The 11075-nt window shown below is 52.2% G+C and carries 16 protein-coding genes; 6 read left to right on the top strand and 10 right to left on the bottom strand.

The window, feature by feature from the left end:
- Nucleotides 1-287 precede the first annotated feature (287 nt).
- Nucleotides 288-842, top strand: a complete 555-nt coding sequence (locus tag SPG90_RS22285; protein ID WP_045405318.1) for a gamma carbonic anhydrase family protein — start codon at nucleotides 288-290, stop codon at nucleotides 840-842.
- Here the strand turns inward: SPG90_RS22285 and SPG90_RS22280 are convergent.
- From SPG90_RS22280 to dprA, 6 genes are read right to left on the bottom strand one after another with little or no spacing between them, the layout of a single operon-like run.
- Nucleotides 818-1066, bottom strand: coding sequence for a DUF1488 domain-containing protein (locus tag SPG90_RS22280; RefSeq protein ID WP_045405320.1), 249 nt, complete (start codon nucleotides 1064-1066; stop codon nucleotides 818-820). The two genes, SPG90_RS22285 and SPG90_RS22280, sit on opposite strands and share 25 nt — an antisense overlap.
- The gene (aroE, locus tag SPG90_RS22275) at nucleotides 1063-1881 is read right to left on the bottom strand and encodes a shikimate dehydrogenase (protein ID WP_322408400.1); all 819 of its coding nucleotides are present in this window, start codon (nucleotides 1879-1881) and stop codon (nucleotides 1063-1065) included. Before aroE ends, SPG90_RS22280 begins: the two co-directional genes overlap by 4 nt.
- A gap of 4 nt (nucleotides 1882-1885) precedes the next feature.
- Nucleotides 1886-2458 (bottom strand): L-threonylcarbamoyladenylate synthase type 1 TsaC, encoded by a 573-nt coding sequence (gene tsaC / locus SPG90_RS22270; RefSeq protein ID WP_045619581.1) that lies wholly within the window; start codon nucleotides 2456-2458, stop codon nucleotides 1886-1888.
- Nucleotides 2451-3005 carry a type I DNA topoisomerase gene (locus SPG90_RS22265; protein WP_045405325.1) on the bottom strand — a complete coding sequence of 185 codons (555 nt, stop codon included), beginning with the start codon at nucleotides 3003-3005 and terminating at the stop codon, nucleotides 2451-2453. Before SPG90_RS22265 ends, tsaC begins: the two co-directional genes overlap by 8 nt.
- A 26-nt stretch (nucleotides 3006-3031) precedes the next feature.
- Nucleotides 3032-3505, bottom strand: coding sequence for a DUF494 family protein Smg (gene smg, locus SPG90_RS22260; RefSeq protein WP_008503477.1), 474 nt, complete (start codon nucleotides 3503-3505; stop codon nucleotides 3032-3034).
- On the bottom strand, nucleotides 3477-4601 hold the full coding sequence (gene dprA, locus SPG90_RS22255; protein WP_045357957.1) for a DNA-protecting protein DprA: 1125 nt from the start codon (nucleotides 4599-4601) through the stop codon (nucleotides 3477-3479). The genes smg and dprA overlap by 29 nt, the downstream gene beginning before the upstream one ends.
- Before the next feature lie 127 nt (nucleotides 4602-4728).
- Between dprA and def the strand changes: the two genes are divergently transcribed.
- From def to mscL, 5 genes are all read left to right on the top strand, one after another.
- Nucleotides 4729-5238, top strand: coding sequence for a peptide deformylase (gene def / locus SPG90_RS22250; protein ID WP_006812188.1), 510 nt, complete (start codon nucleotides 4729-4731; stop codon nucleotides 5236-5238).
- Between the two features lie 25 nt (nucleotides 5239-5263).
- Nucleotides 5264-6211 carry a methionyl-tRNA formyltransferase gene (fmt, locus tag SPG90_RS22245; RefSeq protein ID WP_023333663.1) on the top strand — a complete coding sequence of 316 codons (948 nt, stop codon included), beginning with the start codon at nucleotides 5264-5266 and terminating at the stop codon, nucleotides 6209-6211.
- A 52-nt stretch (nucleotides 6212-6263) separates the two neighbouring features.
- Nucleotides 6264-7550 (top strand): 16S rRNA (cytosine(967)-C(5))-methyltransferase RsmB, encoded by a 1287-nt coding sequence (rsmB, locus tag SPG90_RS22240; RefSeq protein ID WP_045405334.1) that lies wholly within the window; start codon nucleotides 6264-6266, stop codon nucleotides 7548-7550.
- 22 nt (nucleotides 7551-7572) lie between these two features.
- Nucleotides 7573-8949 (top strand): Trk system potassium transporter TrkA, encoded by a 1377-nt coding sequence (trkA, locus tag SPG90_RS22235; protein WP_008503482.1) that lies wholly within the window; start codon nucleotides 7573-7575, stop codon nucleotides 8947-8949.
- A 146-nt stretch (nucleotides 8950-9095) separates the two neighbouring features.
- On the top strand, nucleotides 9096-9506 hold the full coding sequence (gene mscL, locus SPG90_RS22230; RefSeq protein ID WP_023309449.1) for a large-conductance mechanosensitive channel protein MscL: 411 nt from the start codon (nucleotides 9096-9098) through the stop codon (nucleotides 9504-9506).
- On the opposite strand, the gene SPG90_RS22225 is transcribed toward mscL, so the two are convergent.
- From SPG90_RS22225 to rplQ, 4 genes are all read right to left on the bottom strand, one after another.
- Nucleotides 9507-9722: an alternative ribosome-rescue factor A gene (locus tag SPG90_RS22225; protein WP_023309450.1), complete on the bottom strand. Its 216-nt coding sequence runs from the start codon at nucleotides 9720-9722 to the stop codon at nucleotides 9507-9509.
- Nucleotides 9723-9779: 57 nt separating this feature from the next.
- The gene (gene zntR / locus SPG90_RS22220; RefSeq protein ID WP_029740638.1) at nucleotides 9780-10205 is read right to left on the bottom strand and encodes a Zn(2+)-responsive transcriptional regulator; all 426 of its coding nucleotides are present in this window, start codon (nucleotides 10203-10205) and stop codon (nucleotides 9780-9782) included.
- Nucleotides 10206-10207: 2 nt separating this feature from the next.
- Nucleotides 10208-10576, bottom strand: coding sequence for a DUF1992 domain-containing protein (locus SPG90_RS22215; RefSeq protein WP_047173932.1), 369 nt, complete (start codon nucleotides 10574-10576; stop codon nucleotides 10208-10210).
- Nucleotides 10577-10683: 107 nt separating this feature from the next.
- Nucleotides 10684-11067 (bottom strand): 50S ribosomal protein L17, encoded by a 384-nt coding sequence (gene rplQ, locus SPG90_RS22210; RefSeq protein WP_001216368.1) that lies wholly within the window; start codon nucleotides 11065-11067, stop codon nucleotides 10684-10686.
- Nucleotides 11068-11075: the final 8 nt, after the last annotated feature.

Genomic DNA, 11075 nt, shown 5'->3' with positions numbered 1-11075 from the left:
TTACGCTTTCCTCTTTCAGAGTCAACCCGTTATTTCAGGATTTTTTCTCTTCAACCGAACCGCTTGTTGTGTGAAGTGATTCACATCCGCCGTGTCGATGGAGGCGCATTATAGGGATCCCATTTTTTAGCACAAGTATTTTTTAGATCTTTTTTTCCGACTGCTGATTTTCCGCGCTTTTCGCTGAAATCCCGCCCGATCTGCTTAAATATTGACGTATTTTGCCTTGCCTCGATCCCAAAATATGATCAAAGTCTTCTGTATAGCGCTCATTGTTAGAGGTAGATATGCCCGCAGTATTACGTCCTTATAAAGATCGGTTCCCCCAAAAAGGCGATCGCGTGATGATCGATGCCAGCAGCGTGGTGATTGGCGATGTCCGAATGGCCGATGACGTCAGCATCTGGCCGCTCGTCGCCATCAGGGGAGATGTTAACTATGTGTCGATTGGCGCCCGTACCAATATTCAGGACGGTAGCGTTCTGCATGTCACGCACAAATCCTCCTATAACCCGGAGGGCAATCCCCTCATCATTGGACAAGAGGTTACCGTCGGCCATAAAGTGATGCTTCACGGCTGCACTATCGGAAATCGCGTACTTGTTGGCATGGGGTCGATTTTGCTGGATGGCGTCATAGTAGAAGATGACGTAATGATTGGTGCTGGTAGCCTGGTCCCGCAGAACAAACGGCTGGAGAGTGGCTATCTCTATCTGGGAAGCCCGGTAAAACAGATCCGCCCCCTGAAGGAGGCAGAGATCGAAGGGTTAAAATACTCGGCGAACAACTACGTTAACTGGAAGAATGACTATTTGGATCAGGACAGCCAAACCCAGCCTTGATCGTCTTCCTGCTGTTCGCGGATTAAATCGCTGGCTTCCTCTTCCAGATCCCAGCGATTTTCGCAAAATATCGCTATCGGGTCTGAGCCGCCAAAACGACGCAACAGCGTTTCCCCATGAATGGCACAGGTCAGTTGCATCCCCTGCACCAGCACCGGAAAACAGACCGCTTGTTTACTCTCATCCCAGTTCTCTCTGTCCGGGAAATGAATAGCCTGGTTCACGCCGACAGCTCCTGCTTTAACTTTTCAATGACAGGTTCAACCGCAGGCAACACGCCATGCCAGAGCAGCACCGCATGCGCGGCCTGACCCACCAGCATTCCCAGCCCATCGGCTAACTGTTTCGCGCCGTGTTGTTCGCACCAGTTAAGGAAAGGCGTCTTCCCTTTCTGATAAAACATGTCATAGAAGTACATATGCGCGCTGACCAGAGAAGCGGGAATTGCCGGGATCTCGCCATTAATGCCGCTGGACGTGGCGTTGATGACAAGATCAAACTCACGATCGGCAAGATCGTCAAGCGCTACCGCGCTCACGCTGCCGGTATGGGCAAACAACGCCGCCAGCGCTTCTGCGCGGGAAAAGGTTCTGTTGGTAATGGTCACCGCGCAGTCCAGTGAAAGCAGAGGCAACAGCACTCCCCGCGATGCGCCACCCGCACCAATCAGCAGGATCCGAAACCCGGGATTAATAAACGACAGTCGTTCCAGGTCGCTAAGTAAACCAATCCCGTCGGTGTTGTCACCCAAAAGGCGCCCATCCTCAAGCCGTTTTAGGGTATTGACTGCACCAGCCAGTGAAGCGCGCTCGGTGAGCTCATCCGCTCGTTCGAAGGCTTCCTCTTTAAAAGGAACCGTCACATTCGCGCCTTTACCGCCCGCGGCGAAAAAAGCCTCCAGCGTTGGAATAAATGCATCCACCGGTGCCAGTACGCGACCATAGGGATGATTTATCTGCAGCTGCTTCGCAAATTGCTGATGGATCAAAGGTGACTTGCTATGTGCGATCGGATTACCAAAAACAGCATAGGTTTCCATGAGATTACCCCTGGCGAAAACGTTCGCCGGTCAAAGCATCGCGAATTTCAGACGGATTCAGGCGCCCTCCCGTTTCACCGACAGCGACAGGGAAGTCATTCCCGAACTGCGCCAGTACTTCTTCGGTTGTCCGGCAAGGTGGCAATCCGGTCAAGTTGGCGCTGGTTGAGACCAGCGGTTTACCAAATGCCAGACACAGCTCAACCACCAGCGGATGGTCAGTTACGCGAACGGCGAGGGAATCAAAACGTCCGGTTAACCAGCGAGGCGTTGTCGGCTGCGCCGGGAAAACGAAGGTCACCGGGCCAGGCCACGCGGAGAAGATAGTCTCGCGCTGCGCCGGCGTCAGCATGGAGTCATCGATATAGGGTTTAAGCTGCTCGTAATTCGCAGCGATCAAAATCAGCCCTTTCTCGACGGGTCTTTGTTTTAAGGCAAGCAGTCGGCTCACGGCCGTCTTGCTGTCAGGATCGCAACCGACTCCAAAAACAGCTTCAGTTGGATAGGCGATAACTTCTTCTTTTTTCAGTACGTCCACAGCATGCGCAATGGAGCCTGATGGCAGGTTATTATTCACTATTTTGATCCGCCGTAACCGGCTTTCCACATTGTTTACTGGCGCAGAAGCGTTTCATGCCTTGCGCGGTTTTCTTCTCTATAAGTAGCGGATAATTGCAATGAGGGCAGGTTCCCGCTACCGGTTTAAAATTGATAACGAACTGGCATTCAGGGTAGCGATCGCATGAATGGAAAGTCTTACCATAACGGGAGCGGCGCTGTACCAACTGACCGCGCTGACACTGTGGGCACGCAATTGCCGTTTCATCAGGCTTATCGATTTGTTCCGTATGCTCACATTCCGGGTAGCGGCTACATCCAATAAACATGCCGAAACGCCCCTGCCGCAGGGCTAATTCACCACCGCAGAGTGGGCAATACTGACCCTCCAGAATTTTAACGATATGTCCATCCGCCTGGCTTTTCAGGGGACGGACATAATCACATTCCGGATAGTGTGAACAACCGAGAAACGGGCCGTGTTTCCCGGCCCGAATAACAAGTTCAGCCCCGCACTGCGGGCAGGGCTCGTTTTTATGCACCGTGAATAGTGCTGATTTGGCCATAACAACTCTTGGTGCTGCACATTGAATTAGTGCAGCATACCTTCATTCACTTCAAAGAGTAATTCTTCCATTTGCTGATAGGCGTTTTCACAGCCCGGGATATTAAACAGAACCATCAGGATCACCCACTTGAGATCTTCCAGTTCAAATTCTGCTGTATCCAGCGCCATGACGCGCTCTATCACCATTTCTCTCGTTTCGAGGTTCAACACCTGAATCTGCTCAAGGAATAAGATGAACCCCCGGCAGCTGGCGTCCAGCCTTTCACACTCTTCCGCGGTATAAATGCGTACTGACAATGGGTCAGAAGCAAGCTGCATCGGTTCGGCGAGGCCTTCCTGATAATCAGCCAGTTTTTCCAGCCACATCAACGCATTATAGATATCTTCCCGCTCAAACCCCGCATCGGTAAGATCCTGTGTCAATTTGTCCTGATCCACTCGCATTTCTGCTTCGTTATGGATGTAAGTCTCAAACAAATACATCAGTACGTCGAACATGGCATGCCCTCCTTAATCGGACATAGCCGCCGGGTACAGCTGCGATCCACCCTGCTAACTCCAGTTCGAGTAGCTGTGCTACCGTTACTGGCACAGGTTGGCCGGCACGTTCAGCGACAACGTCAACAGGTGTTACCTCATCTCCTACGTTAGCCAGGAGCTTGGGAAATGGCAATGCCACCTTTCCCTGATCTGATGAATATTGTCGCTTTTCGGGATCTTCCTGCAGCCATTGCAACCCATATTGCAAATTTTCAAGAATATCTCCTACTTCTGTTACCGGCGTTGCCCCTTGCTTAATCAGCCAGTGGGGCCCCTCGCATCCGGGATTACCTATCGGACCAGGCAAGGCGAAGACTTCTCTCCCCTGTTCGAGCGCGCATCGCGCCGTGACCAGCGAACCGCTTCGGCGCGCCGCTTCAACCACCAGCACGCCTTTGCTAAGCCCGCTGATAATCCGATTACGACGCGGAAAGTTTGCCGGCCTGGGCTGTGCGGAAAGCGGAAACTCAGACACTATAGCGCCGTCAGATTCGATAAGCCGCATCGCCAGTGCCTGATGCCGGCGTGGATAAATGCTAAAAAGACCGTTCCCCAGCACCGCTACGCTTCGTCCCTTAACTGAAAGCGCCGCGCTGTGGGCTACGCCGTCAATACCGCAGGCCAGCCCGCTGGTGATCGTGAAACCGCTTTGCGACAGTTGTTCGCACAGGATTTTCCCCCATCGCTCGCCGTACCATGACGGCGCACGACTGCCTACCACCGCCAGCTGAACCGTATTAAGCGCCTCAGGATTACCTTTTATGAATAACGCCCCGGGATAATCAGGAATCGTGCGGAGCAAAGGAGGATAAAGGGGATGGTTGGCCGTTAATAAATGATGTCCCGGCTGCTCAAGCCACATAAGGCTACGTTCCAGCTCGCTCTCATCGAGTGCAAAGAAGCGTTCAACCTGCTTTGCTGTCAGCCCGGCGTTTCTGGCCACGAGCACGTTGAGGTGTTCCTGCTTCTGCAGTCGCGCAGCCGCTTCCAGCATTACATCACCACACAGCGACCCTGTGTGTATTAGCCGTAGCCATATTTCGGTAGACGTCATCCTTTCCCCTGCCATAAGCGGCCTCCGCAATCATTGCGATTGGTCACTGATGCTGTCAATCGATGGGGGATTTGTCTAGAATAGAGAGAGTATTCTTATCAACTCCTGAACACGACTCTGGAAATTTATGGCAGTTTTGCAAGTGTTACATATTCCGGACGAGCGCCTTCGCATCGTCGCTGAACCGGTCAAAGAAGTGAATGCAGAAATCCAGCGTATCGTTGATGATATGTTCGATACCATGTACGCCGAAGAAGGCATTGGCCTGGCGGCGACCCAGGTGGACATTCATAAGCGTATTATCGTGATTGATGTTTCCGAAAATCGCGATGAGCGTCTGGTGCTGATCAACCCTGAGCTACTCGAAAAGAGTGGCGAAACCGGTATTGAGGAAGGCTGTCTGTCCATTCCTGAGCAGCGCGCTTTAGTACCGCGTGCCGAAAAGGTGAAAATTCGCGCTCTGGATCGTGACGGTAACCCGTTCGAACTGGAAGCAGACGACCTGCTGGCAATTTGTATTCAGCATGAGATGGATCACCTGGTCGGTAAACTGTTTATCGATTATCTCTCGCCGCTGAAACAGCAGCGTATTCGTCAAAAAGTAGAGAAACTGGATCGTTTGCGTTCTCGCGCATAGCGTCCCCCCGGATACAAGGATCATCGTGTCTAAAACACTACGTATTATCTTCGCGGGAACCCCTGATTTTGCAGCGCGTCATCTTGACGCGCTGTTATCGTCTGGTCACCAGGTTGTTGGCGTCTTTACCCAGCCGGACCGTCCTGCTGGTCGCGGCAAAAAACTGATGCCGAGCCCGGTAAAGGTGCTGGCAGAAGAGCATGGGCTACCCGTTTTTCAGCCCGCATCGTTGCGCCCACAGGAAAATCAGCAGCTGGTTGCTGACCTGAATGCCGACGTAATGGTGGTGGTGGCTTACGGTTTAATTTTGCCGAAAGCTGTGCTCGATATGCCTCGCCTGGGGTGCATCAACGTGCATGGGTCTCTGCTCCCGCGCTGGCGTGGTGCTGCACCTATCCAGCGCTCGCTGTGGGCAGGCGATGCCGAAACGGGCGTTACCATCATGAAGATGGACGTAGGTTTAGACACCGGCGATATGCTGTATAAACTGGCGTGCCCCATAACGTCAGACGATACCAGCGCTACGCTGTATGACAAACTGGCAGACCTTGGCCCACAAGGGCTTATCGAGACGCTCCAGCAGCTTGCTGACAATACGGCGAAACCGGAAGTTCAGGATGACGCTCTGGTGACTTATGCCGAAAAACTGAGCAAAGAAGAAGCGCGGATCGACTGGTCCCTGTCAGCCGCGCAGCTTGAACGCTGCATTCGCGCCTTTAATCCGTGGCCGATGAGCTGGATGGAAATTGATGAGCAGCCGGTGAAAGTCTGGAAAGCCTCCGTCATTAGCGGTACTACCACGGCTGAACCCGGCACGATTGTTGACGCCAACAAGAACGGGATCCAGGTGGCGACTGCGCAAGGGATCCTGAATCTTGAATCGCTACAACCGGCCGGCAAGAAGGCCATGAGCGCTCAGGATCTGTTAAATTCCCGCCGCGAATGGTTTATTCCGGGCAATCGTCTTGCCTGAGCAAATTTATCCTTAAGGCCCGGTGTTTCCGGGCATTTTTATTTTTACGGTTATGAAAAAACAAAATCTTCGCAGTATGGCGGCTCAGGCCGTTGAGCAGGTTATCGAGCAGGGCCAGTCATTAAGTAACGTCCTGCCTCCTCTGCAACAAAAAGTCTCTGATAAAGACAAAGCCCTGCTTCAGGAGCTCTGCTTTGGCGTTCTGCGCACGCTTTCTCAGCTTGAGTGGCTGATTAACAAGCTGATGTCACGCCCAATGACAGGCAAGCAGCGCACCGTACACTATTTGATTATGGTGGGCTTTTATCAGCTTCTTCATACCCGCATCCCACCTCATGCCGCGCTGGCTGAGACGGTGGAAGGCGCCGTTGCGATTAAACGCCCTCAGCTGAAAGGCCTGATCAACGGCGTACTTCGTCAGTTCCAGAGACAGCAGGAAGAGCTTCTGGCTGAATTTGCCCAAAGCGAAGCACGTTTCCTGCACCCGGACTGGCTGTTGAAGCGCCTGAAAAAAGCCTATCCACAGGAGTGGCTGGATATTACCGAGGCCAACAACCAGCGCCCGCCAATGTGGTTACGCGTGAACCGGAATCACCACACCCGAGCCGCATGGCTGGCATTGCTTGAAGAAGCTGGAATGAGTGGATTCCCGCATCAAGCCTATCCGGATGCTGTACGTCTGGCCTCACCGGCACCGGTACATGCATTACCCGGTTTTGATGAGGGCTGGGTTACCGTACAGGATGCCTCGGCGCAGGGTTGCATGACCTGGCTTGAACCCAAAAATGGTGAGCAGATCCTCGATCTTTGCGCCGCACCTGGGGGCAAAACGACGCATATTCTGGAAGTGGCTCCGCAGGCCAGCGTGATGGCAGTGGACGTCGATGAACAGCGTCTCTCACGCGTCTACGACAACCTTAAGCGTCTGGGCATGAAGGCTCAGGTTAAGCAGGGCGATGGACGCAAACCCGCAGAGTGGTGTGGTGAAACGCAATTCGATCGCATTTTGCTGGATGCCCCCTGCTCTGCAACCGGTGTTATTCGTCGTCATCCGGACATCAAGTGGCTACGCCGCGATCGTGATATTCAGGAACTTGCCCAACTGCAATCCGACATTCTCGACGCCATTTGGCCGCATCTTAAATCTGGCGGAACGCTGGTCTATGCGACCTGCTCCGTACTGCCGGAAGAAAACAGCCAGCAAATCGCGGCCTTCCTTAAACGTACGCCGGACGCCGCGCTGCGCGATACGGGAACGCCTGAATCCCCGGGTCTGCAGAACCTGCCGGGTGCTGAAGAGGGCGATGGCTTCTTTTACGCTAAGCTAATCAAAGAGTGATGTTGAGAACAGGTCACGAGATATGAAGATTATCATTCTGGGTGCAGGACAGGTGGGCGGAACGCTGGCGGAAAACCTGGTTGGCGAAAACAACGACATCACAATTGTTGATACCAACGGCGATCGTCTGCGCGTCTTGCAGGACAAGTTTGACCTGCGCGTGGTGCAGGGTCATGGTTCGCACCCACGTGTTCTTCGTGAGGCGGGCGCCGACGATGCCGACATGCTGGTTGCGGTAACCAGTTCTGACGAAACCAATATGGTGGCCTGTCAGGTGGCCTACTCGCTTTTCAACACGCCAAACCGAATTGCGCGTATTCGCTCTCCGGACTATGTTCGCGATGCTGAAAAACTGTTTAATTCCGAAGCGGTTCCCATTGACCACCTCATCGCGCCAGAACAGCTGGTTATCGACAATATCTATCGCCTGATTGAATATCCGGGTGCCCTGCAGGTGGTGAACTTTGCCGAGGGCAAAGTGAGCCTGGCAGTGGTTAAGGCCTATTATGGCGGACCATTGATCGGCAATGCGCTTTCCACCATGCGCGAGCACATGCCGCATATCGATACGCGCGTTGCAGCGATTTTCCGTCACGACAGGCCAATTCGCCCGCAAGGCTCCACGATTGTCGAAGCCGGTGATGAGGTCTTCTTTATTGCGGCCTCACAGCATATTCGTGCGGTGATGAGTGAACTTCAGCGTCTCGAAAAACCCTATAAACGCATTATGCTGGTCGGCGGCGGCAATATCGGTGCCGGTCTGGCACATCGGCTGGAAAAAGATTACAGCGTGAAGTTGATCGAGCGCGATCAACAGCGTGCTGCTGAACTGGCGGAAAAACTTCAAAATACGATTGTATTTTATGGTGATGCGTCTGATCAGGAGTTGCTGGCTGAAGAGCATATTGATCAAGTTGATCTCTTTATTGCCGTCACCAACGACGACGAGGCGAATATAATGTCCGCCATGCTCGCGAAGCGCATGGGGGCTAAAAAAGTAATGGTGCTTATCCAGCGTAAGGCGTATGTCGATCTGGTTCAGGGCAGCGTTATTGATATTGCCATTTCCCCTCAGCAGGCGACAATTTCCGCGCTCCTGAGCCATGTTCGTAAAGCGGATATTGTCGGTGTGTCATCGCTCCGCCGTGGCGTAGCGGAAGCCATTGAAGCCGTTGCTCATGGAGATGAAACGACGTCGCGCGTCGTCGGCCGTTCGATCGACGAAATTAAACTGCCGCCAGGCACGATTATCGGCGCCGTTGTGCGCGGGAATGATGTCATGATTGCCAATGATAATTTACGAATTGAGCAAGGCGATCACGTTATTATGTTCCTTACCGATAAAAAGTTTATTACCGACGTCGAACGTTTATTCCAGCCAAGTCCATTCTTCCTTTAAAGAATTGGGTGCTCGAGAAAGAGCACCCTTACTTTATCCTTTTCATTTCTGTGCCTTTTGTTTTTCAGAATGTTTAATTATCCCGAATGGCAATTGGCTAATGATTTGTTAAACTTAAACTCGTCAGCTGGCACAAGGAGAGAACAATGAGTTTTATTAAAGAATTTCGCGAATTTGCGATGCGCGGGAACGTAGTGGATTTGGCAGTGGGTGTCATTATTGGTGCGGCATTCGGCAAGATTGTTTCATCATTAGTGGCTGACATTATCATGCCACCTTTAGGGTTGTTAATCGGCGGCATTGATTTCAAACAGTTCGCTTTCACGCTGCGTGAAGCGCAGGGTGATGTTCCGGCAGTAGTAATGCACTACGGCGTATTTATTCAGAACGTATTTGATTTTGTGATTGTCGCATTTGCCATATTTATGGCTATCAAGCTGATCAACAGGCTCAACCGTAAAAAAGAAGAGCCGGCTGCAGCACCTGCGCCAACGAAAGAAGAAGTGCTGTTAAGTGAGATCCGCGATCTGTTAAAAGAGCAGAATAATCGCGTCTAATCAATAGATAAAAGCAGGAAGGCCAGTGGTAAATAAGCGATTCGCTTGCTTGCCACTGGCCTCCCAGTTACCCCGTTTTTCATGTTTGTCTTTACGCAGATAACTTCCTTTCCCTTTTTTATTTTTCTCAACGCGCTGCCTGAATAACGGGTCGTGAAGTAACGCCTCAATGGCATTGTCCTTAATTTGTCCTTTCGTGTGCTGATAGCGGCTCATAATGTCTCCAGAGCAGGGTTTATGACGACGGGAGTCTAGACCCGGTTGAACTAAAAATCAACAGCCCTGCGTTTCTCCACTCGCTCCCTGTTCAAGGGCTTCGAGGATTGAACAATAAATGCTGCTGTGTGCCGTACCGCAGCAGGCATCATTCAGCCTTTGCAGAGAGCGCTGCATGGTTTGCAGTTCCTGTATACGCGCTTCGACTTCATCCAGCCGGGCCTGCACGATGCTTTTAGATTCCTGGCAGGTGTGATGTTCCGGATCGATGCGGATCGATAATAACTCGCGGATCGAATCCAGCGTGAAACCGAGCTGACGCGCATAACGAATAAACCGCAGGCGCTGCAGATCGTTATCGGTATAAAGGCGAAAGCCTCCTTCAGTCCGAACTTCATGATCGATCATCTGCTGCTTTTCGTAATATCGGATAGTATCCGGCGTAACGTTCGCAAGCTTCGCAAGTTCACCGATGCGGTACATAACTACTCCTCGCTTATTTTCTGCATCAATCTTTCACCATATTTACCGTGAAGAAAATTAGTGTTCATCCCAGCCTGGCGCAGCTTGAGTTCAAGCAGGGCGAGACGGCGGCTAAGTTCAGAATGTCGTGGATCGTCATGGCGGATCTCTTTGAGAAGATCGGCCAGTTCAACAGCTTCTCTGCGCTGTTCGAGCTCCGGGGGGAGACAGCCCGCATTTTTCAGCAAACGGTATCCAGCCCGTAGTTCAGGCGCGATGTGCGAATCATCGTCAAGCGCAAGGGGTTCGCCGCTTCCCGGGAGATCGTCGAATTCACCTTTTTTTTGGGCATCGCGAATATGGCGTTCTGCCCACTGGTCGAGCAACCACATTACCAGCTCCAGGGATTGAACAGAATTGATACAGACATTGTAGAGAAGTGGGGATATCGCGGATATAAAAAAACCCGCCGGAGCGGGTTTTTTTACGTTACTGCAGATTACTCTGCAGCAGCTTCTGCTTTCTCTGAACGATCAACCAGCTCGATGTAAGCCATCGGCGCGTTGTCGCCTGCACGGAAACCACACTTCAGAATGCGAGTGTAACCACCGGCACGGCTCGCGAAACGCGGGCCCAGTTCGTTAAACAGTTTTGCCACGATCTCGTTATCACGAGTACGGGCGAATGCCAGACGACGATTAGCAACGCTGTCAGTCTTGGCAAGAGTAATCAGCGGCTCAACTACGCGACGCAGCTCTTTCGCTTTAGGCAGGGTCGTCTTGATGATCTCATGACGAACCAGTGAACCTGCCATGTTGCGGAACATAGCCTGGCGATGGCTGCTGTTGCGGTTCAGTTGACGACCACTCTTACGATGGCGCATGACCTTAT

Origin of the sequence: Enterobacter sp. D2 (genome assembly GCF_034427575.1) — a bacterium.
GTDB classification, from domain to species: domain Bacteria; phylum Pseudomonadota; class Gammaproteobacteria; order Enterobacterales; family Enterobacteriaceae; genus Enterobacter; species Enterobacter cloacae_M.
The sequence above is the reverse complement of the archived record's forward strand: the minus strand, read 5'-3'. Positions and strand labels throughout refer to the sequence as shown.

Coding starts and splice junctions, on each gene's coding strand:
- dprA (WP_045357957.1), bottom strand. CDS start 4,601: ATGACGTCTACCGAAATATGGCTACGGCTAATACACACAGGGTCGCTG.
- SPG90_RS22265 (WP_045405325.1), bottom strand. CDS start 3,005: ATGGCCAAATCAGCACTATTCACGGTGCATAAAAACGAGCCCTGCCCG.
- aroE (WP_322408400.1), bottom strand. CDS start 1,881: ATGGAAACCTATGCTGTTTTTGGTAATCCGATCGCACATAGCAAGTCA.
- SPG90_RS22215 (WP_047173932.1), bottom strand. CDS start 10,576: ATGTGGTTGCTCGACCAGTGGGCAGAACGCCATATTCGCGATGCCCAA.
- trkA (WP_008503482.1), top strand. CDS start 7,573: ATGAAGATTATCATTCTGGGTGCAGGACAGGTGGGCGGAACGCTGGCG.
- zntR (WP_029740638.1), bottom strand. CDS start 10,205: ATGTACCGCATCGGTGAACTTGCGAAGCTTGCGAACGTTACGCCGGAT.
- def (WP_006812188.1), top strand. CDS start 4,729: ATGGCAGTTTTGCAAGTGTTACATATTCCGGACGAGCGCCTTCGCATC.
- mscL (WP_023309449.1), top strand. CDS start 9,096: ATGAGTTTTATTAAAGAATTTCGCGAATTTGCGATGCGCGGGAACGTA.
- SPG90_RS22285 (WP_045405318.1), top strand. CDS start 288: ATGCCCGCAGTATTACGTCCTTATAAAGATCGGTTCCCCCAAAAAGGC.
- SPG90_RS22225 (WP_023309450.1), bottom strand. CDS start 9,722: ATGAGCCGCTATCAGCACACGAAAGGACAAATTAAGGACAATGCCATT.
- rsmB (WP_045405334.1), top strand. CDS start 6,264: ATGAAAAAACAAAATCTTCGCAGTATGGCGGCTCAGGCCGTTGAGCAG.
- rplQ (WP_001216368.1), bottom strand. CDS start 11,067: ATGCGCCATCGTAAGAGTGGTCGTCAACTGAACCGCAACAGCAGCCAT.
- smg (WP_008503477.1), bottom strand. CDS start 3,505: ATGTTCGACGTACTGATGTATTTGTTTGAGACTTACATCCATAACGAA.